Here is a 25529-nt window from a genome sequence, read left to right on the forward strand (position 1 = left end):
GGATAATTTGAGCGGAAGAAAGAATATTATAGGAAGGCCTAGTGTATGCGAGGATTTTTCATCCAACAAACTGGACATTTATCCAGTGTCTAAATACCATTGTTATAGATACAAAACACAGGCTAACTCGCTATTATGCAATGGATTCTTGAGTACCAATCTCTCATTCTCTCTTCTCTTTGTGCTGCCACGCTTAGTGGTGTCGCTGCCGGTTGGTGGGTGAAACAGCGTTTTATCACCCAAACTCAGCTTCTCGAGCAACAACTTGTTTCAGAAAAACAGCTTCATCAACAGCAACTTGAACAGGTCAAGCAAAGCCTTGCCGATGCCCAGAAAGAGTTGGATGAATTAGATGATGAGCGCGATAAAGCCGCGTTTGAAGTGCGTCAAACGCACGGAAAGCTGATGGCAGCTATGGAAAAACTGCGTTACTTCGAGGCCGTAAAGCAAGAGCGCCAGCAATACTTTGATGAGCTTGGTCAAATGCGTGAACACAAATCACGTCTAGAAACGCAACTGCGTGAACAGCAAGCTCGCCATGAGCAAATTAACCAAGCTAATGCCGAAAAACTGCAAATTTTAGAACAAGCGGAAGCACGCTTGAAACAACAATTTGAGCACTTGGCAAATCAACTGTTTGAAGAAAAAACCGCGAAGGTCGATTTGCAAAACCGTCAGAGTTTAGAAGGCTTGTTGTCACCGCTTAGAGAACAGTTAGAAGGGTTCAAAAAGCACGTTAATGACAGCTTTAGCCAAGAAGCTAAAGAGCGCCATACCCTAGTGCATGAGCTGAAAAACCTGCAACGTTTGAACGAGCAAATGACGCGCGAAGCGGTTAATTTGACCCAAGCGTTGAAAGGGGACAACAAACAACAAGGTAACTGGGGCGAAGTGGTGCTCGCTAGGGTACTTGCCGAATCTGGCTTGCGTGAAGGGCACGAATATCAGACTCAGGTGAACTTACAAAATGAAGCAGGCAAGCGTTACCAACCTGATGTCATTGTTCATCTCCCACAAAACAAACAAGTGGTTGTGGATTCTAAAATGGCGCTGGTTGCCTATGAGCGCTACTTCAACGCCGAAACTGATGCTGAGCGCGATCAGGCTTTGAATGCGCATTTAGCCGCTCTACGTGCACATATCAAAGGGTTAAGCATGAAGGACTACCACAAACTCAAAGGTATTCAGAGTTTGGACTATGTTCTGATGTTTATCCCGGTTGAGCCGGCGTTCCAAGTCGCGATTCAAGCCGATCCAAGTTTGATCAAAGACGCGATGGAGCAAAACATCATTTTGGTGAGCCCAACAACGTTGCTGGTGGCACTGCGCACCATTGATAATCTATGGCGCAATGAACGCCAAAATGAAAACGCCAAAATGATTGCGCAGCGTGCGACAAAACTCTACGACAAATTACGATTGTTTGTAGACGACATGGAGGGGCTCGGTGGTGCGCTGGATAAGGCGAATCAAAGCTATCAAGGTGCGATGAACAAGCTTGCCACAGGGCGCGGAAATGTGATTCGCCAAGCCGAAAGCTTTAAACACTTGGGAGTTGAAATTAAACGACCGATTTCTTCCGACCTCGCGCAGTTAGCGCAGAGTGATGCATTTTCAGAAAATGACCCGTTAGTAGAAAGACATCCGGCTGAGGATAAAGTAAACTAATCGCCCGCAGTGCAGTGGGCGATTTTATTTGTCAACAAACGCCCCGTAGAGGAAAGCGCTGCCTAAGAGGAATTAGAATGACGGACACAAGTTTGCAATCCAATACAGCGTTAGAGAATGAAACCACTCACTTTGGTTTCTCTACAGTGGCAAAAGACGAAAAAGTGACTAAGGTTGCCGAAGTATTCCACTCCGTGGCAACAAAATACGACATCATGAATGACCTGATGTCTGGTGGTATTCACCGCCTTTGGAAGCGCTTCACTATCGATTGTAGTGGTGCTCGCCCTGGCCAACGTATTCTTGACCTAGGTGGTGGTACGGGTGATTTGACGGCGAAATTCTCGCGCATTGTTGGCGATGAAGGCCATGTCATCCTTGCCGATATCAATAACTCAATGCTTAACGTTGGTCGCGATAAACTGCGTGACAACGGTATTGTGGGTAACGTGCATTACGTTCAAGCCAACGCAGAAGAACTGCCGTTCCCTGATGATTATTTTGATGTCATCACCATCAGTTTTTGTTTGCGTAATGTGACAGACAAAGACAAAGCGCTTCGTTCAATGTTCCGCGTACTGAAGCCAGGCGGCCGTCTATTGGTGTTGGAATTTTCAAAACCAGTGCTAGAGCCGTTATCGAAAGTATACGACGCATATTCATTCCACTTGTTGCCGAGAATCGGTGAGCTAGTTGCGAATGACTCAGAGAGTTACCGCTACCTAGCGGAGTCAATCCGTATGCATCCAGACCAAGAAACGCTGGAAGGCATGATGCAAGACGCAGGTTTTGAAAACACCAAATACTACAACTTAACTGGTGGTATTGTGGCTTTGCATCGCGGTTATAAATTCTAAGGGTTAACGGCATGCCATTTGAACCACTTATCACCGCTGTGATTGAAACGTCACTGAATACACTGATCAAAGACGACCCTGCATTGGGCCGTCGTTTAGCGCGTCTAAAAGGTCAAGTTATTCAAGTTCACCTGAAAGAGATCAATAAAACACTGACATTTGTTTTTAGTCAGCAAATTGATGTGCTTGGTCATTACGAAGGGCAGCCTAACTGCTATCTATCGCTCAACTTGAGTGTGTTACCAGAGCTGCGCGATCAGGCCAACATCACTCGTCTTATTAAACAAGATAAACTTGAACTCGAAGGCGATATTCAATTGGCGCAGAAATTCTCTCAGTTGATGGTGGATTGCAAACCAGATGTTGAAGAGTGGTTGTCTCGCGTGACTGGCGATGTCGCCGCACATACCTTTGTGCAAGGCTCAAAAAACATTGGCAACTTTCTTGCGTCTCAAGCAGAAAAACACCAACGTCATCTTGCGCAAGTAGTGACTGAAGAATGGAAACTGGCTCCCGCTCCGTTAGAAGTGGCCTATTTCTGCGACCAAGTTGATGAGGTTCGCAGCCAGGCTTCTCGCATTGAAGCTCGTTTAACGGCTTTGCTGAATAAGCTGGATGCAGATAAGCCTGCATTGGAGAAACCATGACGCCAGCAGAACTAAAGCGCTTATACCACATCGCCAAAGTACAACTGGAATACGGCTTAGATGAGCTGCTTCCCGATCACCAACTGACCAAAGCTCCGCTTTTACTGCGCAAAAGCTTGTTTTGGATTAAGAACAAGCACCCAGAAAAACCACTCGGTGAACGTCTGCGTTTAGCACTGCAAGAGCTGGGGCCGGTTTGGATTAAGTTCGGTCAGATGATGTCGACGCGCCGTGACTTATTTCCTCCGCATATCGCTGATCCCCTAGCTTTACTTCAAGACCAAGTCGCGCCTTTTGATGGCGAGTTGGCAAAAAAGCAGATGGAGCAAGCATTAGGTGGTCCGTTAGAAAAATGGTTTACCGAGTTTGATATCAAACCACTGGCGTCTGCGTCGATTGCTCAGGTACATACTGCGCGCATAAAAGACACTAACCAAGAAGTGGTATTAAAGGTTATCCGCCCAGATATTCGCCCAGTCATTGATTCAGATCTAAAACTGATGCACCGAATGGCGCGTATAGTCGCCGGAGCGATGCCTGAAGCACGTCGTTTAAAACCAGTTGAAGTCGTGCGTGAGTACGAGAAAACCCTGCTTGATGAACTCGACTTGCGACGTGAGGCGGCGAATGCCATTCAGTTGCGCCGCAACTTTGAGGGCAGCGAAGAATTGTATGTTCCTGAAGTTTTTCCCGACTTCAGTAATGAAACTGTCATGGTTTCTGAGCGAATATATGGCATTCAAGTCTCTGATATTGAAGGCTTGAAAGCAAATGGCACCAATATGAAATTGCTCGCGGAACGCGGTGTGAGTGTGTTCTTCACTCAGGTGTTCCGAGACAGCTTTTTCCATGCCGATATGCATCCGGGTAATGTGTTCGTCAAACCCGAACATCCAGAGAACCCAATGTGGATAGGGCTAGATTGCGGAATCGTTGGTACACTTAATAGCGAAGACAAGCGTTATCTGGCGGAAAACTTCCTGGCGTTTTTCAATCGTGACTACCGCCGAGTGGCGGAGTTACATGTGGATTCAGGGTGGGTGCCTGCGGATACCAATGTCGATGAGTTTGAGTTCGCGATTCGCATTGTGTGTGAGCCTATTTTTGCTAAGCCATTGTGCGAAATCTCCTTTGGTCATGTGTTGTTGAATTTGTTCAACACGGCACGTCGATTCAATATGGAGGTTCAGCCACAGCTTGTACTGTTGCAAAAAACGCTGTTGTACGTGGAAGGGCTTGGTAGGCAGCTATATCCTCAACTTGATTTGTGGGAGACCGCAAAACCATTCCTGGAGGAATGGATGATGAATCAAGTTGGGCCGCAAGCTCTAGTGAATGCGATTAAAGACCGCGCACCATTTTGGGCAGAGAAATTACCTGAACTGCCAGAGCTACTTTACGATAGCCTGAAACAAGGTAAAGCGATGAATCAACGTATGGATCAGCTTTATCAAGGGTATCGCCAGAGCAAGCGCCAGCAGGCGACAGGAAAGTTTTTGTTTGGCGTTGGCGCGACTTTAGTCGTATGCTCGGCAATATTGGTGAACGATGCTTTTGAGCAGCTTTCGTTGGCCTGCGGTATCGCAGGTGTCACATTTTGGCTGCTTAGTTGGCGAGCTTATCGTCAATAGACGTTAAACTCTTGAAATATTTTTGTTTGTTTAAAGACCCGAGGTAAAGAGAATGGGTGGTATCAGTGTTTGGCAACTTCTAATCATTGCTGTAATTGTTGTATTGCTATTCGGAACAAAGAAACTACGCGGTATCGGTGGCGATCTGGGTGGTGCCGTTAAGGGCTTCAAAAAAGCGATGAGCGAAGATGAACCTGCGAAAAATGACAAAGACGCAGACTTCGAACCAAAAAGTCTAGAAGAGCAGCAGAAAAAAGAAGCTGCTCCTGAAACGAAAAAAGACAAAGAGCAGGCGTAAAACGTGTTTGATATCGGTTTTTGGGAACTGGTATTAATATCTGTTGTTGGTCTGGTCGTTCTTGGGCCGGAGCGTTTGCCTCATGCTATTCGCAGCGTGTCTCGCTTTATCGGTGCCGCTAAGAGTATGGCAAATAGCGTCAAAGACGAATTGTCACACGAGCTGAAAGTCCAAGAGCTGCAAGAAAACTTGCGCAAAGCAGAACAAATGGGGATGGATGATTTGTCCCCTGAGTTGAAATCTTCAGTTGAAGAGTTGAAGAAGGCAGCGCAATCTGTAAATCGTCCTTACGCAAAGAACACCGATTCAGAGGCTGAGCCTGTAAAAACAGAGCCAGCAGTCGAAGAGGCCGTGAAAGCGCAAGAGAGCAAGGTTACAGCGGCAGATAAGAAAGCCGAATAGTCTCATTAGGAGGAGCTACTAGTGATTGGTAGCTCCTTTTTGATCTGGTTTTTAATAAGAGGTTTGCCATGTCTACCGTCGAGCAGACACAACCTTTAATTAGTCATTTGTTGGAGCTTCGCAACCGACTACTGCGTTCAATCCTCGCAGTGTTGGTCGTGTTTGTTGGACTAATTTATTTCTCTAACCACATTTACGAGTTTGTTTCCGCACCTTTAGTAGAGCGTCTACCTGAAGGCGCGACCATGATTGCTACGGATGTAGCGTCACCTTTTTTTACGCCACTTAAGCTGACGTTAATTGCTTCGGTATTTATTGCGGTGCCTTTTATCTTGTATCAAGTGTGGGCATTTGTAGCGCCAGGTTTGTACAAGCATGAACGTCGATTGATCATGCCACTGCTGTTTTCGAGTTCGCTATTGTTCTACTGTGGAGTGGCATTTGCCTACTTCGTGGTATTTCCATTGGTGTTTGGCTTCTTTACCGCTATCTCTCTTGGTGGAGTAGAGTTTGCAACTGATATCTCGAGTTATCTCGACTTTGTGCTGGCGCTATTTATGGCGTTTGGTATCGCATTCGAGGTGCCTGTTGCGATTATTTTGTTGTGTTGGACTGGGGCCACTACACCAGAAGATTTAAGACAGAAACGTCCTTATATTATAGTGGCTGCGTTTGTCGTAGGTATGGTGTTAACGCCACCAGACATGATCTCGCAAACCTTACTCGCTATTCCGATGTGTTTACTGTTTGAAGTCGGTTTGTTCTTCGCGCGTTTTTATACTCGTCGAAGCGAAGAAGTAGAAGCGGAAACCGAAGAATAAGGCTAATCTAGATGTGAAAAGCGGCTCAATTGAGCCGCTTTTTTTGCGGTTGGTTTTTTCTTGGGCTAATTACTTAACTTTCATGACGTAACCACATTTTGTGCATACGTATACTTCCTTGATGCCCAGCAGCTTTTGAAAAAAACTGCGCGGTACGCGTTGTAAGTAAGCACCATGTGTACACACTTCAACTTCCATATTCATGCTGTTTTACATTTGTGCTAATTAATGGGCGTAAATCAGTATAGAAAAATAATGTGTCGAGTTGTCGACAGTTTTGCAAAGCGGACGAAGTAAAGTGACGATATGAGAAGTAAGTAGAGTTGCTAGTTAATTATTATGTTTATCAATAATTTTGTATGGATTGTTCTACTATTTCAACGGGTTGAATCGTTCATTCATAGTTTAGGTGATAAAAAAGCGACGTTGATTTCGTCGCTTTTTTCAATTCTCGTGAATTAAATATTAAACAGCTTTTTGGCATTCTCAGTCGTTATGGCATCGATGGTTGCGATGTCGACATCACGCAAGTCGGCAACACGTTGTGCAACGAGAGAAGTGTAGGCTGGTTCATTACGTTTACCACGGTGTGGCACAGGCGCTAAATATGGACAGTCGGTTTCTAAAATGACCCACTGCATATCCAAATGTGGAATGACTTTATCCATCCCGCCATTCTTAAAGGTCGATACGCCACCCAAGCCTAAGTGGAAGCCTAGCTCATTGATTGATTGCGCTTCTTCTAAGCTGCCTCCAAAACAGTGGAATACACCACGCAGACGACCATCTTGCTCTTGTCTTAGCAAAGTGAGTGTTTCTTCAATCGAATCACGAGTGTGGATAACGACTGGTAAGTCCATCTCTTTTGCCCAGTTAAGTTGAGCTACGAACGCCATTTCTTGCTCAGCACGATAGGTTTTATCCCAATACAGGTCGATACCGATTTCGCCCACCGCAATAAACTTGTGTTTCTCAAACCAACCGCGGATGATCTCCAACGTTTGTTCAACATTGCTGTCCACATAACAAGGGTGGAGTCCCATCATTGAGTGGCACACGTCAGGATATGCCGCTTCGGTTTGTAGCATGGGCTCAATAGAGTCCAGATCGATGTTTGGCAACAGGATTTTATTAATGCCTTGCGTTAAGGCGCGTTGTACTACTTCATCGCGGTCGTTATCAAATTCGCTGGCATAGATGTGCGCGTGGGTATCGATCATCGTTACTCTCTGTGCTTCATAGTTGGTTTCGTATTCGAAGTATACTTGAGTGTGAGTGCTGGGTCATTTTCAGTTTTTTTCATTACCTTTTTCCAGATTGTCACTCGCAACATGCATCAAGAGTGATATGATTTTGTTCACCAGATGATTTGATCATCATAACCGTCCAGACAAGGAGAAAATGGTGTCTGTATCAATTCAAGGTCCATTCCCTGCACGCCGTATGCGTCGTTTACGTAAGCACGATTTTAGTCGTCGTTTGATGGCTGAGAACCAACTTTCTGTTAATGATCTGATTTACCCAATGTTCATTCTTATGGGTAAAGATCGTCGTGAGAGCGTGGAGTCCATGCCGGGTGTAGAGCGTTTGTCGATTGATTTAATGCTAGAAGAAGCACAATACCTTGCAAATCTAGGCGTTCCAGCAATCGCGCTTTTCCCTGTCGTAAACCAAGACGCTAAAAGCTTATGTGCTACTGAAGCCTACAACCCAGAAGGTTTGGTTCAGCGAGCAGTACGAGCGCTTAAAGAACACATTCCTCAAATTGGTGTAATCACAGACGTGGCACTCGACCCATTCACGACACATGGCCAAGACGGCATCATCGATGAAGATGGCTACGTAATGAATGATGAAACCACAGAAGTATTGGTTAAGCAGGCTTTGTCTCATGCAGAAGCGGGTGCTGACGTAGTCGCGCCTTCAGACATGATGGATGGCCGAATTGGTAAGATCCGCGAAGCATTAGAAAACGCGGGCTACATTCATACTCAAATCATGGCTTACTCGGCTAAGTACGCATCGAACTACTACGGACCATTCCGTGATGCGGTTGGCTCTTCTTCAAATCTAAAAGGCGGCAACAAGAAAAACTACCAAATGGACCCAGCAAACATTGATGAAGCGATTCACGAAGTGGCGCTAGACATCAACGAAGGTGCGGACATGGTGATGGTTAAACCTGGTATGCCATACTTAGATGTAGTTCGCCGAGTAAAAACTGAACTTCAAGTACCGACATTTGCTTATCAAGTCTCTGGCGAGTACGCGATGCATAAAGCGGCGATCATGAATGGCTGGCTCAAAGAGCGTGAAATTGTGATGGAATCACTATTGTGCTTCAAACGTGCAGGTGCAGATGGCATCTTAACGTACTTTGCGAAAGACGTTGCTGAGTGGTTGGCAGAAGAGAATGCACAAACTGCTCAACACCTAAATCGTACTCCGGAAGCGACAGAAGAGTAATTATCGCTCAGTGAGAAATACCAGACCAACAAGAGTTGTTCGTCTGTATATACCCAAGTAACCTCAGGCGGATTACAACAGTAACAATCCAAGGTGCTTGGGTATTTTTATTTTGGAGAAGAGAACAATGACAATGCTGATTCGTGAAGGCACATTGGAAGAAGCACTTCAAGTTGTGGCGCGTGTTACCGAGTTTTCGAAAGGAGAAACGGTAGACTCCATGACTCAACGTTTAGAAGAGAAAAACAGTTTAATCCTCGTTGCAGAAAAAAATGGCACGATTGTCGGCTTCAAAATAGGTTACGAATTAGAGGATGGTGTTTTCTATAGCTGGTTAGGTGGTGTTGTCCCTGAAGCTCGAAATGAAGGCGTGGCACAACTGCTTTTGGAAGCTCAAGAGGATTGGGTGGCAGAACAAGGCTACAACACATTAAAAGTGAAATCTCGAAACCAGTTTCCGGCTATGCTTCGCTTGTTATTGAGAAATGGCTATATAATTGAAAAGTTTGAAGAAAAAGTAAATCTTCGAGAATCTCGAGTGCATTTCATTAAAGCAATGTGAAAATAAATGAGATTTTCTCTCATTTAACTGTTGACTACGAAATGAGAATCATTATTATTAAACCTGTCTTAGGGAATGAGGAAAGTTCACAAGGACGTTGAGTGACTTATTAACAGAAGTTAATTAACTGAAAGTTGAGAAGTGATGAAACATTTTTCCGAGAACTTGCACGAATTCTTTTTGACACGACATTGCTCACATTGCTTCCAGTGTAATTTATAGCTTCTTGGTTAAGCTGCTCTATTTACAGAATTTGCTTTACCACTTCTGCTAGGCGACCCCATTCGGGTCGCTTTTTTCTTTTCTACGATTTCTATTTGACGTCACTATTAATATCTTTTCCACATGCGATGATCATTTTAGGAACGTTGATCTTCTCGCTGTTATGAGAATTTGTTGTTATTAATCAATGGTTTGGGTTGGTGTTTTCTTGTGTTTTTTGTTATTGGATAACCAGTGGATAATTTCTATAAACAGAGTTATCCACAGGAGGTGGTGTTTTCGTGAATAAAGTCGGAAAAATTTACGCGACCTAGATCGAGCGAACAAGATAGATTCAGATCAGCAGTCATGGCATCCTAGGCAGATCTCTCAAGTACTGAATTGGATACAGACAATTATGGCAAGTATTCCTGAAAATCCGTTGATCCTTATCGACGGCTCTTCTTACCTATATCGCGCTTTTCACGCCTACCCGGGCACCATGAGCAATGGTGAAATTCCAACTAATGCCGTTTACGGCGTCGTGAACATGTTACGCAGCATGATGCGTCAGTTTGCGTCTGAGCGCATCGCGGTGGTTTTCGATGCAAAGGGAAAAACCTTTCGTGATGATATGTATGCAGAATACAAAGCGAATCGTCCGCCAATGCCGGATGACCTGCGTTGTCAAATTGAACCATTACACAATGTTATTCGTGCAATGGGTTTGCCGCTGATCTGTGTTCCTGGCGTCGAGGCGGATGACGTCATCGGTACGTTAGCATACCAAGCATCACAAAAGGGCATGCCTGTATTGATCAGTACTGGTGATAAAGACATGGCGCAGCTAGTGGATGATAACATTACCTTGATCAACACCATGACGAACGTCGTAATGGATCGTGAAGGTGTGGTTGAAAAGTTTGGCATTCCACCTGAGTTGATCATCGACTACTTAGCACTGATGGGCGATAAAGTAGATAACATTCCTGGTGTACCGGGTGTCGGTGATAAAACAGCGACCGCACTACTGCAAGGTATTGGTGGTCTGACGAAGTTGTATGAAAACCTCGATGATATTGCAGGGCTTGGTTTCCGTGGTTCTAAAACCATGGCGAAAAAGCTCATCGACAACAAAGAAAATGCCATGCTTTCGTATGAGCTCGCGACCATCAAATTGGATGTTGAGCTTGAGGAAACGCCAGAATCATTGCTGAAAGCGGAACCAAATAAAGACGAATTAGTGAAGCTGTATGGCCAACTGACGTTTAAATCTTGGTTGAATGAACTACTTGAAGGCGGTTCTGGATCTGTGGAGGCCGTAGAGCTTGCAGGATCTTCACAAGCTTCTTCTTCTCAAGCCGAGATGGAAACTTCTGCGGTAACAATCGATCGCAGCCAATATGAAACAATTCTGGATAAAGAAACCTTCAATGCTTGGCTAGATAAACTTCAAACGGCTGAGCTGTTTGCATTTGATACGGAGACCGATAACCTAGATTACATGCTAGCGAATCTAGTTGGTTTGTCATTCGCTGTCGATGAAGGTATTGCGGCTTATGTGCCAGTTGCACATGACTATTTAGATGCGCCTGAACAGCTTGATCGTGATTGGGTACTAGAACAGCTGAAGCCAATTCTTGAAGATGCAGCGAAAGCAAAAGTCGGTCAAAACTTAAAGTATGATGCGTCTGTACTCGCTCGTTACGACATTGAGCTAAAAGGTATTAAGCACGACACGATGTTGGAATCGTATATCTACAACAGTGTCGGCGGTAAACACGATATGGACAGCTTGGTGCTTCGCTTCCTACAGCACAGCTGCATTTCTTTTGAGCAAATTGCAGGTAAAGGCAAAAATCAGCTTACGTTTAACCAAATCGAACTGGAACAAGCATCGCCATACGCGGCAGAAGATGCGGATGTGACCCTTCGTCTGCACAATCGCTTGTTTGCTAATATCGAGCAGGATGAAAGCCTAAAGACAGTTTACGAAGAGATTGAAATGCCGTTGGTGCCAGTTCTTTCGCGCATTGAACGCACTGGGGTCTTTATCGATGAAATGAAGCTGAGTGCGCAGTCGGTCGAGATTACCGCTCGCCTTGATGAGCTTGAAAAGAAAGCGTACGAAATTGCTGAGCAAGAGTTTAATATGAACTCTCCAAAGCAATTACAAGCCATCCTATTTGAAAAAATGGGTTTACCGGTTGTGAAGAAAACGCCATCAGGCACACCATCGACGAATGAAGAAGTTCTGCAAGAACTCGCGCTAGACTACCCACTACCAAAACTGATTTTGGAATACCGTGGTCTGGCGAAGCTAAAATCAACTTACACCGACAAACTGCCGAAGATGATCAACCCATCAACGGGTCGCGTGCATACTTCTTACCACCAAGCAGTGACCGCAACGGGTCGTCTATCTTCTACTGATCCGAACTTACAGAATATTCCAATTCGTAACGAAGCCGGCCGTCGTATTCGTCAAGCGTTTGTCGCGCCATCAGGGCATAAAATCTTAGCGGTCGACTACTCGCAAATCGAACTTCGCATCATGGCGCACCTTTCTGGTGACCAAGCGTTATTGGATGCATTCCGTGATGGCAAAGATATCCACGCGGCAACCGCAGCAGAAATCATGGGTGTTTCTATTGAAGACGTTTCAAGTGAGCAACGTCGTCGTGCGAAAGCGGTTAATTTCGGTCTTATTTACGGCATGAGTGCGTTTGGTTTGGCGAAGCAATTAGGCATTCCTCGTGGTGAAGCTCAAGCGTACATGGATACATACTTTGAACGTTACCCAGGCGTGATGCAGTACATGGAAGACACACGCAGCACGGCAGCAGATAAAGGGTATGTTGAAACGATTTTTGGTCGACGTTTGCATTTACCAGAAATCAAATCGCGCAACGGGATGCGTCGTAAAGCTGCTGAACGTGCGGCAATCAACGCACCAATGCAAGGTACGGCTGCGGACATCATTAAGAAAGCGATGCTGTTGGTTGATCAGTGGATTCAGGAAGAAGGCAATGGTCGTGTGAAGTTATTAATGCAAGTACACGATGAATTGGTCTTTGAAGTTGAAGAGTCATCATTGTCCGAAATTGAAAGTAAAGTACAGAAATTGATGGAATCTGCAGCAGAGCTAAAAGTACCGTTGGTTGCAGAAGCAGGTCATGGTGATAACTGGGATCAAGCTCATTAGTCACTTTTAGACCAAAATAACCAATTAATTATGAGCCAGCGCACAAACGCTGGCTTTTTTTTGAGATTAAAAAAGCTAGCGCAAAGTTAACTTTGATGTTGCTTAATAAAAATTTCATGAAAAAAAACTACAAAAATTCTTTGCAATTCTGACCAATTGTTGTACATTAATACTCGTAGGGTACAGAGGTAAGATGTTCTATCTTTCAGACCTTTTGTTTCACGTTATTGGATTAGGCTGATTCAGCCGCCCCAGTCAGTTTTTGACTGGGGCGTTTTTTATTGGGCGAAAGAAAATTATTCTTTTGGATCAGCAGCTTAAAGTTAGCCTTCAAAAACCTTCTTTTTTTGACCTTTCTAAGTCACTGCAAAATCTCGATTTTTCCTTCAAATTTATTGCGTTATTCATCCTGTAAATTTACGCCAGTCACACTATTATTTTTTCTTGAAAGAAACTAAGTTACATCTTTTTGAAGATTTGCTTGGCTTAACTGTCTGAATTGTAACGCTATTGGGTGTTTTTGGAGTGAATGTTTGGTGATACACAGGAAACAAGAGCGCTTTTTAACCTATTGAAATCGAATCTCAGTTCAGCAATGCTTCGTCACATAACAATAATTACCAATTTTTCTCTCCCGTTATCCCTGCCAGGAAGGCGGGGATTTTTATTGCCTGTTATTTAGTTCAGATAAACAAAAGCCCCACCAAATGGCAGGGCCGTGTCGAAGAAATTTAACAAATATTGTTAATTATTCTTCATCGCTCGCTGGTATCTCTTGTTCGTCTTCTTCTATCAGGTGTGCTAGTGCTGGTGCAAACCAGGTATCCAGTTTTGCACGTAGCTGATCGACACCTAATCCTTTCAGTGAAGAGAACACATCAACAGAAACGTCACCACCGAAAGTTTCTACTTGCTTACGAACTTTCAGTAGAGTTTGTTTGCGTGCACCACTTTTTAGTTTATCTGCTTTGGTTAGCAAAACTTGCACAGGAATGTGGCTATCGATGGCCCAGAAAATCATTTGTTGGTCGAGATCTTTCATTGGATGACGAATGTCCATTAGAACCACTAAGCCTTTTAGGCACTCGCGTTTCTGTAGGTATTCACCCAAAGATTTCTGCCATTTGTTTTTCATCTCTACCGGTACTTGAGCAAAACCGTATCCAGGTAGATCGACAATGTGACAACCTTCTTCTACTTTGAAAAGGTTGATTAATTGCGTACGACCAGGTGTCTTTGATGTCTTGGCTAAGCTTTTTTGATTAGTTAGACGGTTAAGTGCACTCGATTTACCAGCGTTTGAGCGTCCTGCAAACGCAATTTCGACACCTTCGTCTTCCGGCAGGTGACGAATATCGGGTGCGCTGGTGATGAAATGCGTATTTTGGTAATGAATTTTTACGCTCACTGTTAACTCCATCTCGACTTTGTGTAGTCGATTGATTACTTTTTTGTGAAAATGTGTAAAATAACCGTGCTCGGCATAAGGTCGCCTATTGTACCATGAGTGTACGCGGTATGTTCACATTCCGTGGTACTGGAAGCTTGATAATTATAATGGAATGTCATGAAGAAATTAGCGCTAATTTTGAGTCTTTTAGCCAGTTGCTCAGTATGGGCCCAAGGTAATATTGAGGCTGGTAAAGCAAAATCACAAACCTGTGTCGCCTGTCACGGAGCAGATGGCAACAGTGCAATAACAACGTACCCGAAACTCGCAGGCCAACACGCTAAGTATCTTGAGAAGCAGTTAAAAGAACTTAAGCTAGGCATGACAAGTGGTGGTAAACAAGGTCGTTACGATCCTGTAATGAGTGGTATGGCAATGCCACTGAGCGATGAAGATATCGCAGACCTATCTGCTTACTACGCTTCGCTACCAGTTTCAGAAAACTCAACACCTGAAGATGTAGTAGCAAAAGGCAAAACGCTTTATACCGCTGGTGATGCCGAGCGTGGCCTAACCGCATGTATTGCATGTCATGGTCCTCGTGGCAATGGTACTGAGCTTTCAGGTTTCCCGAAAATTTCTGGTCAGCATGCTGACTACATCAAAGCTCAGCTAGAAAAATTCCGTGATGGCGACCGTGGCAATGATATGAATGCCATGATGCGCGACATCGCGAAGAAAATGACAGACGAAGATATCGAAGTGCTGTCTAAATACGTTGGCGGTCTGCACTAATATACCTAAATCGCTCAAGATCCTGCATCTTGAGCTGGTTGGGTAGATGTCCCTACATCGTTCGAGCAACTTGTACAAAAATGCCCTAGTGAATCCACTAGGGCATTTTTGTTCGTGACAGATATCACAGTCGAGTTTGGATGCGAAAGCGATAGTTGGCTCGGCAGTTTGTGAGACATTTGCCATACTTGATGTTGGCTTTTTCTTGTTAGTGTTTTTAAGTTTTTGATTAAATGATAATTTTGATTTTTTAGAAAAATAGGCGGATTATTTTTTCAACCCATTACTTGTGAGCATAACGGGATGGCGTAAAGTAGAAGTCGTTCACAGGGAGTGAATGTAAGGATTTAAGACCACGGTTTAGGTCTCCAAGGATGTAGCTCGGATGCTTGGTGATTTAGAAAGGGATTTAGATAGGTAGGGAGCCTATCAGATAAGGATGGTCATCTCGTCTGACGGTTAAGACAGTGAAACGGATCAGGCACAGGAAGTTGCTCAGTAGACAGGAAGTAAACGGATAGCCAAAATTCATCAGGAAGATGAAAAACAACTCTTTTTGGCAGGGAAAGCTCTAAAAACAAAGGGATCATTGGTGCACCAAATGTGTGCAACACAGTTTCGCCAATTGATGGCACTTAGAAAGCGACAGTCTGACTGTCGCTTTTTTTATATCCGTTGACTTGCTCAGTCGTAACTTGAATTGATATTACTGCACTTATTTAGCTTTATAGGTTGTAAACAAAGTTTTTTAACAAAAATTGCTGAAAAAATACTCAACAACACTCCAATCCGAGTTCACTTTCTGGTATGTTTCGCATCCCTGTTTGAGGAAGTCAGCATGCATACCTGTCCTTTATGCCAAAATCAGCGCACTCACCATTATTTTGAAGATAAGCGTCGTGAATATCTTCAATGTGAGCAGTGCAGCTTGGTATTCGTAAATCCAGACCAACGTTTGGATGCGGAAAGCGAAAAAGCTCACTATGATTTGCATGAGAACAACCCCGATGATTTGGGTTACCGACGCTTTTTGTCGCGTATTACTGACCCGATCACAGAGCGAATTTCTCCACAATCAAATGGTATCGACTTTGGTTGTGGTCCTGGCCCAACGCTCTCCTTGATGCTGGAAGAGGCGGGGCACAACATGGCGTTGTACGATCTCTACTACCACCCTGATACGTCGGTTTTAGAAAAAACGTACGACTTCATGACAGCAACAGAGGTGATAGAGCACCTCTACCACCCAGATTTGGTGTGGAAGCAATGGTTGAATTTAGTTAAGCCAGGGGGCTGGATAGGCCTGATGACGAAAATGGTCATCGACGTGGAGGCTTTCAAATCATGGCATTATAAGAACGATCTCACTCACGTAGTGTTCTTTAGTCGTGACACGTTCCAGTTCCTAGCAGAGCGGGATAAGCTCGAACTCGAATTTATTGGTAATGATGTAATTTTACTGAGGAAACCCCAGTAATGAGCCGTAGTAAAAAATCTAGAAAACCGGGTGCCGCTGGTGCACCTGAGTTTGTTGTAACTCGTAACCGTACAGAATCTGATGTGGAAGGCCGCTTACGCAAGCGTGCTAAAAAGCGTAAAGGTCTGAAAACGGGTAACCGTAACTCAGAAGTTAACGAGCAGAAAAAGCAAGCTGCTGCACAAAATCGCGACCCGCGCTTAGGCAGCAAAAAGAAAATACCTCTGATTGTTGAACCTGCGAAGAAAATGACGAAGCAAGAGCGTCGTTTGTCGGCAGAGCAAGAACTAGAGATGCTAGAAAATGACGCGCAATTGAACGTGTTGCTAGACCGTATTGAAGCGGGTGAAAACCTGGGCACAGGTCTACAGAAATTCGTCGATGAGAAACTCGATCGCATTGAGAAGCTAATGGACCAACTAGGTTTGTTGGAACCTGAAGAAGAGGAAGACTTCACTGCACCTGCTGAGAAAAGCACGCGCAACGATGATGACTTGCTGGCAGATTTCGACGACATTAATTTCGACGACTATAAAGGATAATTAAGCTATGAATGTAACCTTATTAGCTATTGCTGGTGTTGTGATTATCATCGCACTCGCTTCTTATGCAGGTTACCTTCTGCTTCAATTGAAAAAGCAAAAGGAATTGCAGCTGAAGCATCAAAAATTGGCGATAGACAAACGTAACGCCAACATTTTTGAGAATGTGCATACCTTGTGTCAGGCGGGCATTCAAGGGCAGTGCGATTTATCTGAAATCAGTATCCGTGTGTATAACATCATGGATTATGTACAAGGTGAAGACCGCGTTGATTTCGATAAAACGTACCCTGCGATTTCTGAGCTTTACCACATAGTGAAAGATATGGCGCGTGGCGAAGAACGCCAACAACTTGCCAAGAAAGAGCGTATGCAACAGAACTTGACGCGTCATAAAGCGGAAAGCCGCCTCACTGATGCGATTATTGAGGAGCTCAAAGTGTTGCAGAAAAACGTCCAGCCACTGAATAATCAAATCAATATTCAGATGATTTAAGCGCGACCCCCAATAGTCTCCTTATGGCTAATGGGGGTATCGTGATCACGCTAGCACTTCTTTAGTTTTATACTTAAAAAGCCAGTCGGCGTTGCCACGCTTGTCATCGTCGTATGGCAAAATAGCGGCTCTGAATATCGGGTGACGGCTTTCGTTGCCCTAGCATTTAACGGAAAGTACCACCATGTCGAATCAACACACTGAATCGAAACAGCAAATCGTCTGGGATCAAGCGGTATTGGATAAGTACAACTATTCCGGGCCTCGTTATACGTCATACCCAACGGCGCTGGAGTTTCATGAAGCGTTCACCATTTCTGATTATGATATGGCATGCACTCAATACCCAGAACGCCCATTATCGCTGTACGTACACATTCCGTTCTGTCACAAGCTTTGTTACTACTGTGGATGTAATAAAGTCATTACGCGCCACTCGCACAAAGCGGATGAATACCTTGACGTGCTTGAACACGAAATTCGTCAACGTGCTGCATTACTTGTTGGTCGCACCGTGACGCAATTGCATTTTGGTGGTGGTACACCGACGTTTCTCTCTGAAAAGCAAATCACGCGTGTAATGAGCCTGCTACGCCAAGAGTTTACTTTTAGTAGCGATGCTGAAATCAGTATCGAGGTTGACCCGCGTGAAATCGAGCTGACCATGCTGGATCATCTGCGTAGTGAAGGCTTCAATCGCTTGAGCATCGGTGTGCAGGACTTCAACAAAGAAGTGCAAAAACTGGTGAATCGTGAGCAAGATGAAGAGTTCATCGTTGCGATGGTTGCGCGCGCAAAAGAGTTAGGCTTTCGTTCGACGAACCTAGATTTGATTTACGGTTTACCGAAGCAGACCAAAGAATCTTTTGCCAAGACTCTAGAACAAGTGCTAGAGATGCAGCCGGGCCGTCTATCCGTGTTTAACTACGCGCACATGCCACAGCTATTTGCAGCGCAGCGTAAGATTAAAGACGAAGACCTGCCAAAAGCAGAGGAGAAGATGGCGATTCTGCAAGACACCATCGCGACACTGACTGGTGCTGGCTACCAATTTATCGGTATGGACCACTTTGCTTTGCCGGACGATGAACTTGCTGTTGCCCAGCGCGAAGGTATTTTGCATCGCAATTTCCAAGGCTACACCACACAAGGTGAATGTGACTTGGTTGGCTTTGGTGTTTCTGCAATCTCGATGATCGGCGATGCGTACGCGCAAAACCAGAAAGAGCTGAAGAAATACTACGCTCAAGTCAACGAACTTCGTCACGCTCTATGGAAAGGGGTCTCGCTGGACTCTGATGATTTGCTCCGTCGTGAAGTGATTAAGCAGCTGATTTGTAACTTCAAGTTAGACAAGAAAGCCATTGAGTCTGAGTTTAAAGTGAAGTTTGATCAGTACTTTAAAGAAGACTTACAGCTACTTCAGACCTTCATCAACGATGAGCTGGTGGAAGTGGATGACAATGAAATTCGTGTGACGCTGCGAGGTCGTTTGCTGATCCGTAATATTTGTATGAGCTTCGATAAGTACCTGCGAGCGAAGGCGCGTCAGCAACAATTCTCTCGTGTTATTTAATCCGAGATACAGATTCAAGATATAAAAAATGCCAGCAGATGCTGGCATTTTTTTATGTTTTCGCTGGATTTAAGCGCGATCTTTTACTTTTTCTTTCAGTTCCGCTTTTTCTGCTTCTGAAAGGAACGCAATCTCAAGGCCATTGATTTGCGCTTGGCGAATCTGGTCTTGGCTCAGACCAGCGGCTGGTGCCGCTACTTCGTATTCGTATGGCAGTTCGATACCTTCAACCGCTGGATCGTCAGTGTTAAGACACGCAAGAACGCCATGCTCTAGGAACTGCTTGAGAGGGTGGTTTTCTAGCGTTTCTACCGTACTTGTTTGGTAGTTTGACGTCAGGCAAGATTCAATACCAATGCGGTTTTCTGCTAGGTAATCCATCAGTTTTGGATCGTGAATCGCTTTTACGCCGTGACCGATACGAGTTGCGCCTAGCTCATTGATTGCTTGCCACATGCTCTCTGCACCTGCTGCTTCACCAGCATGGACCGTTACCCCAAGGCCAGCATCGCGTACTTGCTTGAAGTGAGACACAAAGCGATCACCCGGTTGGCCTAGCTCGTCACCCGCAAGGTCGACGGCAACGATGTGATCTTTCTGGCTCAGAATGCCGTCCAGTTCTTGTTGACATGCGTCAGTACCAAATGTACGACTCATGATACCGATCAGGTTGGCTTTCACGCCAAAATCGCGCATACCCGCTTGCACACCGTCCACGACGGCTTCAACAACCCCCGCTACTGGTAGTTTGTGTTTCATCGCCATGTAGTAAGGAGAGAAACGCAGCTCTGCGTAATCGATTTGTGCGTTTAGCGCGTCTTCTACGTTTTCGTACGCGACACGACGACACGCATCTAGATCGCCCAGTACAGCAACACCCCAGTCGAGCTTAGAAAGGAAAGCAACAAGAGAGGGTTCCGCTTCGACAATTTGAACGTGAGGAGTGAGAGACTCAATATCGTACGCTGGTAGGGCAATGCCAAACTTTTGGCCTAGCTCAAGAATCGTTTTAGTACGAATGTTACCGTCGAGGTGACGGTGCAAATCAGTAAGAGGAAGGTTCTTCGTTATCATTTTGTCGATCCGGATAGTTATGAACTGGAACAGGGCCCAAACATCATCTGTGACAATACATGGGTAAGATTTGCAGTTAAGTATAAATAACAGTTGGGTAGATTGTCAGTAGAGGATGACTAGGAAATCAACGATTCTCGCTCTTTTCTACTTCATGTTCACCAAATGTGTTGGCCATTCTTCTAGTGGCATAGGGCGGCTGTAGTAGAAGCCTTGCACCTGATTACAGCCTAAAGAGCGCAGTAATTGTGCTTGATTGCTATCCTCGACACCTTCCGCGACGACATTAGTTTTGAGACCTGCTGTGATATTGATGACGGCAGCGACGACTGAACTGTTTAAGTTTTCTTGTGTGAGTTGATTGATGAAGGTGCGATCAATCTTCAAGCAAGTAAACGGTAGAGAGTGGAGGTAACCCAGTGATGAGTAACCAGTGCCAAAGTCATCTATCGCGATACCAATACCCATTTCACGCAGTTTAGTCATGTTTTCTAGTGTGGTCGGTGCGCTATCAATGATGCGTGATTCTGTGATCTCTAGTGTGAGGTTACTTGCTGGTAATTTCGTGATATCCAATACGCTTGTCACCGTATCGACAAAACTTGGGCAAGATAGTTGATTAACGGAGATATTCACATGCAGTTGGAAGTCCGACGGCCACTGTTTGCTTTCGATCGCTTGGTAAGTGTCGCGACAAGCTTGTAACAGAATCTGTTGGCCAATGGCTTTGATCATGCCGCTTTCTTCCGCGATTGGAATAAAATCTAATGGTGACACCATACCTGAGTCGCTATGCCAACGCGCAAGTGCTTCGGCGCCACACACTGTGCCACTGACGAGATCCACAATCGGTTGGTAATGAGGAATAAACTCTCGGTTTTCAATGCCAGTTTGGATCTTGGTCAGCATTTGCGTACGAAACTTTGAAGCGCTCGCTAGTTCTGGGCTGTAGTGACAAACACCAGTCAGTGAGTCTTGTTTGGCGTAACTTAATGCGATGCTGGCGTTGCGTAACCATAAAGGCATGGTTTCGTTTGGCTGGGTTTGTACAATACCAAGTGAAATCTTCATCACTACATTCTCGCCTTCCACCATAAATGGGGTGGAAAAGAGTTGCTGTAATCGACGCTCGGTTTGTTTAATTTTGGTTTCTGTGTCGACATTTGAGAGAAATACCGCGAATTCGTCACCACCAATCCGAGCCAATAATGCGTTGTCACGAAACTGCTGTTTTAACCTTTCAGCGATGCTGACCAACAACTGGTCGCCGTTGTGATGACCCACACTGTCGTTGATATCTCTAAATTTGTTGATGCCAAGTAAAAATAAACTGCCGTGACAAAGATCAGACTGATTTTCACAGATTTCGACCAAACCCTGACGGCTATATAAGCGTGTTAGAGAGTCATAAACCAACTGTTCACGCAATGCTTTGAATGAAGCTCTTAGATTGTTCGCCATTTCATTAAAAGCATGGACCAGTACGGTTGTCTCATACACATAACCAGGCTTTGGCATGCCGCTATCCCAATCCCCATTTGCCAGGTGCTGAGCGGCGGCGGCCGTCGCGTTAATTGGTCTGGTAACTCGGTTGAAAATGATCCAACTGATGGCGATACCAAATAGGCTTACAATAATGCCAACGAGCCAGCTCTCTTGCTGGCTTTTTGGTAACAGGCCGAGAAGCTCAGACTCCGAAATGGAGGTGCCGATAAACCATGTTAAGCCGTCTTGGTCTCGATACGGGGTTAGCCGACTGAAAATACGTTGGCCATCATGTTCAAATGAAAAAGTATAAGGTTGCTTGGTGTTGTTGAGATCGAAAGACCGGACTCGGCTCGCACTGATTTTGATGATCGGGTCTGCGTTTTCAGCGGCAAGCAAACGCTGCCCTTTATCCGAAAATTTTGTGCCCCATGAGATGACGCTTCCCGGGCCTGAGTGAGCGATTAAACGATGATCTGGGTCCATGATGTAGACCGACGCTTTAGTGTTGTATTTTAACTCGCGCAGGAATTCGTTGAATGTATTGATACGAATGTCTGTCACCAAAACACCAGCAAATTGGTCGTGTTTGTACACCGGCGTCATGGCTGATAGCGTAATATCCTGGCGTTCATCAGCATTGGTATAAATTTCAGACCAAGTGGCGTTTTGGCTCTCTGCAACGGGCTTATACCATGGGCGAGTGCGAGGATCGTATTGGGAGATAACCGTTCGAATGTTGTTACTCACATGGTTGGTTCCATAAATAACCAGATCACCATCGGTGTGGCGATCTTGCACCATTAAGGTGTAATCGTCGGAAAGTTCGCGGCGAAAGCCTGCAAAGTCGCCGTTTTCTGAACCAAATGCGATTACATCCAACTGCGGTATCGATTGGTAAAGATTTTTGAATGCACTTAGCAGGTAGTTTTGAATGTCTGAGGTATCGTGAGGGCGATAAAGGTTGTGATAGCTGACGTTGTGCGCGAGAGCCATAACCGCAGTAAAAGGCTTACGTAGATAGCTATTGAGGTGGTCGTGGACACTTTCGGTTAACACGGAAAGTTGCTTGTCACTGATATCCGTGACCACTTCTTCGTAACTTTGTTTTTGGACGTAGACAATGACACCGATCGCCAGTAAGAAGATCATGACAAATGGAATCAGAACAGCAGTACGCAGTGTAATTTGAGTCGTAGCAGTAGACATCGCCTAATCACATAGATGGTGGTGCGCCACAATTGTACTGATGTTTTTATTAATATCGAGTGACAAACGACGCTCGTTGTTAACGCACCACGTAAGTGATTGTCAGTACAATTCTTTTAATTTTCTGGTGAGTGTATTTCGCCCCCAGCCTAATACTTTAGCGGCATCTTGCTTATGACCTTTAGTGTGCTCTAAGGCTGCTTCTAATAAAATGCGTTCAAATTCTGGTAAAGCGTAAGAAAGTAGTTCTTTATCTCCTGCTGCGAGTGAATGCCGTGCCCAATCCGCCAATTGTTCTTGCCAACTACCATGTGCAGAGTCTGAAATGGATTTTTTCTCTTCTAGTAGTTCGCTTGGCAAGTCATTTGGTAACACCTCGCTACCACTGGCCATAACGGTTAACCAACGGCAAATATTCTCTAATTGACGCACGTTGCCAGGCCAATCAAGGCGGTTAAGAATCTCTACAGTCGACGGGTGGAGAGTTTTTGTTTCCACACCAAGCTCATCAGCCGCACGGATAAGAAAATGCTGTGTAAGCTTTTCAATGTCTTGCTTACGCTCACGCAGTGCTGGGATCTGAACGCGAATCACGTTTAAGCGATGAAATAGGTCCTCACGAAAGTCACCTTCGTGCACCAGCTTTTCTAAGTTCTGGTGTGTTGCCGCGACAATTCGTACATCGACACTGATCGGAGAGTGACCGCCCACTCGATAAAACTGCCCGTCAGCTAGAACGCGTAGTAAACGAGTTTGAATGTCCAATGGCATGTCGCCGATTTCGTCTAAAAATAGAGTGCCGCCATTGGCTTGTTCGAATCGTCCTTGACGAACATTGTTTGCCCCCGTAAACGCGCCTTTTTCGTGGCCAAACAGTTCTGATTCAATCAAGTCTTTGGGAATCGCCGCCATATTGAGCGCAATGAAAGGTTTGTTAGCACGTGGACTGTGACGGTGCAGTGCATGAGCAACGAGTTCTTTACCCGTGCCCGATTCACCGTTAATCAAGACTGAAATAGAGGAGCGAGAAAGACGACCAATGGCGCGAAACACCTCTTGCATCGCTGGTGCTTCACCGATAATTTCAGGCGTTTCTGCTGGAATGTCTTCTGGAGAGAGCTGCTCGCGTTTGTTTTCGTGGCTGTGTGCAATGGCTCGTTCAACCAGAGTTAAAGTTTCATCAATATCAAAAGGTTTTGGTAAATATTCAAAAGCACCTTTTTGGTACGCATTCACTGCCGCATCTAAATCTGAATGCGCGGTCATGATAATCACGGGAAGGTCTGGGTAATCGCGCTGTACTTGCTTTAGTAGCTCCAACCCATCAATACCTGGCATGCGAATGTCTGATACTAGAACATCCGGCACTTCGCGTTCGAGCGCCATTAACACGCTTTCTCCATCGGCATAGGTTTCACATTTGATGTTGGCAGAGGAGAGCGTTTTCTCCATTACCCAGCGAATTGAACTGTCGTCATCAACGACCCAAACATATCCTTTACTCATGTAGTAATCCTTGCAGCAAACCGAAAAACTGACGCGACTTGAAGTCCATTAGCGCACTCAGATCGGCAGATAAATAGTAAATGTTGTGTGACCAGGCCAGCTTTCTACGTCTATTTTTCCATTGTGCTGGTCGATCAAATTTTGCGAAATAGATAGCCCTAATCCAGTTCCTCCCTCGCGGCCACTGACCATGGGATAGAACAGCGTGTCTTGTAGTTCCGGTGGAATACCTGGGCCGTTGTCTGTGATTTCGACACGAGCAGCGAGTTTACAGCGTTTGCCGTGAATATTGGCTTGATGCACCGTTCTGGTGCGAATGGTTATTTTCCCGTGTTCTTGATGGCTAAGAATTTGTGCGGCGTTGCTGACGATATTAAGCATTGCCTGCTCGATTTGGTCTGTATCCATCAAAATCTCTGGCAAGCTTGGGTCATAATCTCGTTCAATGATGATTGAGCGTTGTGACTCTAATTCAACCAGTTGGCGAACCTTTTCAAGAATTTGGTGCAGATTCTCTTGTGTCTTCTTACCTGGCTTTTGCGGTCCTAGTAATCGATCCACGAGCGCCCTTAAACGGTCTGCTTGCTCAATGATGATGTGTGTATATTCGGTGAGAGAGGGCTCTGGCAGCATTTTTTCTAGCAATTGCGCCGCACCGCGTAAGCCGCCAAGCGGATTTTTAATCTCATGTGCAAGCCCTCGGACTAACAGCTTCGCTGCTTGTTGTTGGGCGTGTTGGTTCAGTTCTTGAGAGAGTCGGCGCTGCTGATCAATTTTGCGCATCTCGACCAGAAGCATCAACTGCTTTTGCCAAGTGATAGGGCTAACCGTCACCTCTAGCATTAAAGGGCGGCCATCAACAACGAAAGTGACGTCACTGTCGGTGATGCTTTGGCCACTTTGCAACGGTTGAGTGAGCAGCGCGAGATCCAGCGACGCATGCTGAATCAATTGAGAAAGTGATTGTTCAATAATTCGTTTGGCGCTTTGAGAAAACAGCAATTCGGCAGCCGGATTGGCATAACGGATGGCCAATCCATCATCAAGAATCAGCGTTGCTGTCACCATATTGTTGAGAATGGCACTAGGAAGACTGGTATCCACATTACGTCCTTGTTTTGCTTTAAGATTGTGCGATGCACAATAATGGTGCAATTGAACGTTAAGTATGGCGAATAAATCTTAGAAGAAAAAGTGAAAAGCATCGCTGTGATGTGATTT

At 45.1% G+C, this 25529-nt stretch carries 21 protein-coding genes; 15 read left to right on the forward strand and 6 right to left on the reverse strand.

The genetic code is table 11. The features are described 5' to 3' along the window. The first annotated feature begins 135 nt into the window (after positions 1 to 135). The 7 genes from rmuC to tatC all read left to right on the forward strand — a co-directional run bounded on the left by rmuC (position 136) and on the right by tatC (position 6324). Positions 136 to 1668, forward strand: a complete 1533-nt coding sequence (gene rmuC / locus MTF70_RS12660) for a DNA recombination protein RmuC (RefSeq protein WP_025768292.1) — start codon at positions 136 to 138, stop codon at positions 1666 to 1668. Between the two features lie 77 nt (positions 1669 to 1745). After that, positions 1746 to 2525 (forward strand): bifunctional demethylmenaquinone methyltransferase/2-methoxy-6-polyprenyl-1,4-benzoquinol methylase UbiE, encoded by a 780-nt coding sequence (ubiE, locus tag MTF70_RS12665; RefSeq protein WP_005379210.1) that lies wholly within the window; start codon positions 1746 to 1748, stop codon positions 2523 to 2525. 11 nt (positions 2526 to 2536) lie between these two features. Beyond that, positions 2537 to 3172 (forward strand): SCP2 domain-containing protein, encoded by a 636-nt coding sequence (locus tag MTF70_RS12670; RefSeq protein ID WP_005379213.1) that lies wholly within the window; start codon positions 2537 to 2539, stop codon positions 3170 to 3172. Continuing rightward, positions 3169 to 4803 carry a ubiquinone biosynthesis regulatory protein kinase UbiB gene (gene ubiB, locus MTF70_RS12675; RefSeq protein ID WP_005379226.1) on the forward strand — a complete coding sequence of 545 codons (1635 nt, stop codon included), beginning with the start codon at positions 3169 to 3171 and terminating at the stop codon, positions 4801 to 4803. Before MTF70_RS12670 ends, ubiB begins: the two co-directional genes overlap by 4 nt. 52 nt (positions 4804 to 4855) lie before the next feature. After that, positions 4856 to 5101 (forward strand): Sec-independent protein translocase subunit TatA, encoded by a 246-nt coding sequence (gene tatA / locus MTF70_RS12680; RefSeq protein WP_005382958.1) that lies wholly within the window; start codon positions 4856 to 4858, stop codon positions 5099 to 5101. A gap of 3 nt (positions 5102 to 5104) precedes the next feature. After that, the gene (tatB, locus tag MTF70_RS12685; RefSeq protein ID WP_017635021.1) at positions 5105 to 5503 is read left to right on the forward strand and encodes a Sec-independent protein translocase protein TatB; all 399 of its coding nucleotides are present in this window, start codon (positions 5105 to 5107) and stop codon (positions 5501 to 5503) included. A gap of 68 nt (positions 5504 to 5571) precedes the next feature. Next, complete coding sequence (gene tatC, locus MTF70_RS12690) at positions 5572 to 6324, forward strand: twin-arginine translocase subunit TatC (RefSeq protein WP_005379234.1); 753 nt, start codon at positions 5572 to 5574, stop codon at positions 6322 to 6324. A 458-nt stretch (positions 6325 to 6782) separates the two neighbouring features. On the opposite strand, the gene MTF70_RS12695 is transcribed toward tatC, so the two are convergent. Then, a complete protein-coding gene (locus MTF70_RS12695) occupies positions 6783 to 7544 on the reverse strand; it encodes a TatD family hydrolase (RefSeq protein WP_025768294.1) in 762 nt (253 codons plus the stop codon). A 184-nt stretch (positions 7545 to 7728) separates the two neighbouring features. Between MTF70_RS12695 and hemB the strand changes: the two genes are divergently transcribed. From hemB to polA, 3 genes are all read left to right on the forward strand, one after another. Further along, positions 7729 to 8790, forward strand: a complete 1062-nt coding sequence (hemB, locus tag MTF70_RS12700; RefSeq protein WP_031777176.1) for a porphobilinogen synthase — start codon at positions 7729 to 7731, stop codon at positions 8788 to 8790. A gap of 127 nt (positions 8791 to 8917) precedes the next feature. Further along, a complete protein-coding gene (locus MTF70_RS12705; protein WP_005379245.1) occupies positions 8918 to 9352 on the forward strand; it encodes a GNAT family N-acetyltransferase in 435 nt (144 codons plus the stop codon). A 619-nt stretch (positions 9353 to 9971) separates the two neighbouring features. Then, positions 9972 to 12758 (forward strand): DNA polymerase I, encoded by a 2787-nt coding sequence (gene polA, locus MTF70_RS12710; protein ID WP_248394043.1) that lies wholly within the window; start codon positions 9972 to 9974, stop codon positions 12756 to 12758. Between the two features lie 748 nt (positions 12759 to 13506). On the opposite strand, the gene yihA is transcribed toward polA, so the two are convergent. Beyond that, entirely contained in the window at positions 13507 to 14166 is a 660-nt protein-coding gene (gene yihA, locus MTF70_RS12715) for a ribosome biogenesis GTP-binding protein YihA/YsxC (protein ID WP_017635019.1), read from the reverse strand. Between the two features lie 159 nt (positions 14167 to 14325). Between yihA and MTF70_RS12720 the strand changes: the two genes are divergently transcribed. From MTF70_RS12720 to hemN, 5 genes are all read left to right on the forward strand, one after another. Next, entirely contained in the window at positions 14326 to 14943 is a 618-nt protein-coding gene (locus MTF70_RS12720; protein WP_005379248.1) for a c-type cytochrome, read from the forward strand. Between the two features lie 838 nt (positions 14944 to 15781). Next, the gene (locus MTF70_RS12725; RefSeq protein ID WP_017821951.1) at positions 15782 to 16420 is read left to right on the forward strand and encodes a class I SAM-dependent methyltransferase; all 639 of its coding nucleotides are present in this window, start codon (positions 15782 to 15784) and stop codon (positions 16418 to 16420) included. Then, a complete protein-coding gene (gene yihI / locus MTF70_RS12730) occupies positions 16420 to 16962 on the forward strand; it encodes a Der GTPase-activating protein YihI (protein ID WP_005379252.1) in 543 nt (180 codons plus the stop codon). The genes MTF70_RS12725 and yihI overlap by 1 nt, the downstream gene beginning before the upstream one ends. A gap of 7 nt (positions 16963 to 16969) precedes the next feature. After that, positions 16970 to 17458 (forward strand): DUF2489 domain-containing protein, encoded by a 489-nt coding sequence (locus MTF70_RS12735; RefSeq protein ID WP_005379254.1) that lies wholly within the window; start codon positions 16970 to 16972, stop codon positions 17456 to 17458. A gap of 184 nt (positions 17459 to 17642) precedes the next feature. Further along, on the forward strand, positions 17643 to 19034 hold the full coding sequence (gene hemN, locus MTF70_RS12740) for an oxygen-independent coproporphyrinogen III oxidase (protein WP_017635016.1): 1392 nt from the start codon (positions 17643 to 17645) through the stop codon (positions 19032 to 19034). Positions 19035 to 19103: 69 nt separating this feature from the next. On the opposite strand, the gene add is transcribed toward hemN, so the two are convergent. The 4 genes from add to glnL all read right to left on the reverse strand — a co-directional run bounded on the left by add (position 19104) and on the right by glnL (position 25412). Next, positions 19104 to 20108 (reverse strand): adenosine deaminase, encoded by a 1005-nt coding sequence (gene add / locus MTF70_RS12745; RefSeq protein ID WP_042522594.1) that lies wholly within the window; start codon positions 20106 to 20108, stop codon positions 19104 to 19106. Between the two features lie 147 nt (positions 20109 to 20255). Then, a complete protein-coding gene (locus MTF70_RS12750) occupies positions 20256 to 22802 on the reverse strand; it encodes an EAL domain-containing protein (protein ID WP_025768297.1) in 2547 nt (848 codons plus the stop codon). Between the two features lie 102 nt (positions 22803 to 22904). Then, positions 22905 to 24308 carry a nitrogen regulation protein NR(I) gene (gene glnG, locus MTF70_RS12755; protein WP_005379267.1) on the reverse strand — a complete coding sequence of 468 codons (1404 nt, stop codon included), beginning with the start codon at positions 24306 to 24308 and terminating at the stop codon, positions 22905 to 22907. A 57-nt stretch (positions 24309 to 24365) separates the two neighbouring features. Beyond that, the gene (glnL, locus tag MTF70_RS12760; protein ID WP_017821940.1) at positions 24366 to 25412 is read right to left on the reverse strand and encodes a nitrogen regulation protein NR(II); all 1047 of its coding nucleotides are present in this window, start codon (positions 25410 to 25412) and stop codon (positions 24366 to 24368) included. Positions 25413 to 25529: the final 117 nt, after the last annotated feature.

The sequence above is a fragment of the Vibrio sp. 2CM40D genome, from assembly GCF_023161825.1.
Taxonomy (GTDB): domain Bacteria; phylum Pseudomonadota; class Gammaproteobacteria; order Enterobacterales; family Vibrionaceae; genus Vibrio; species Vibrio alginolyticus.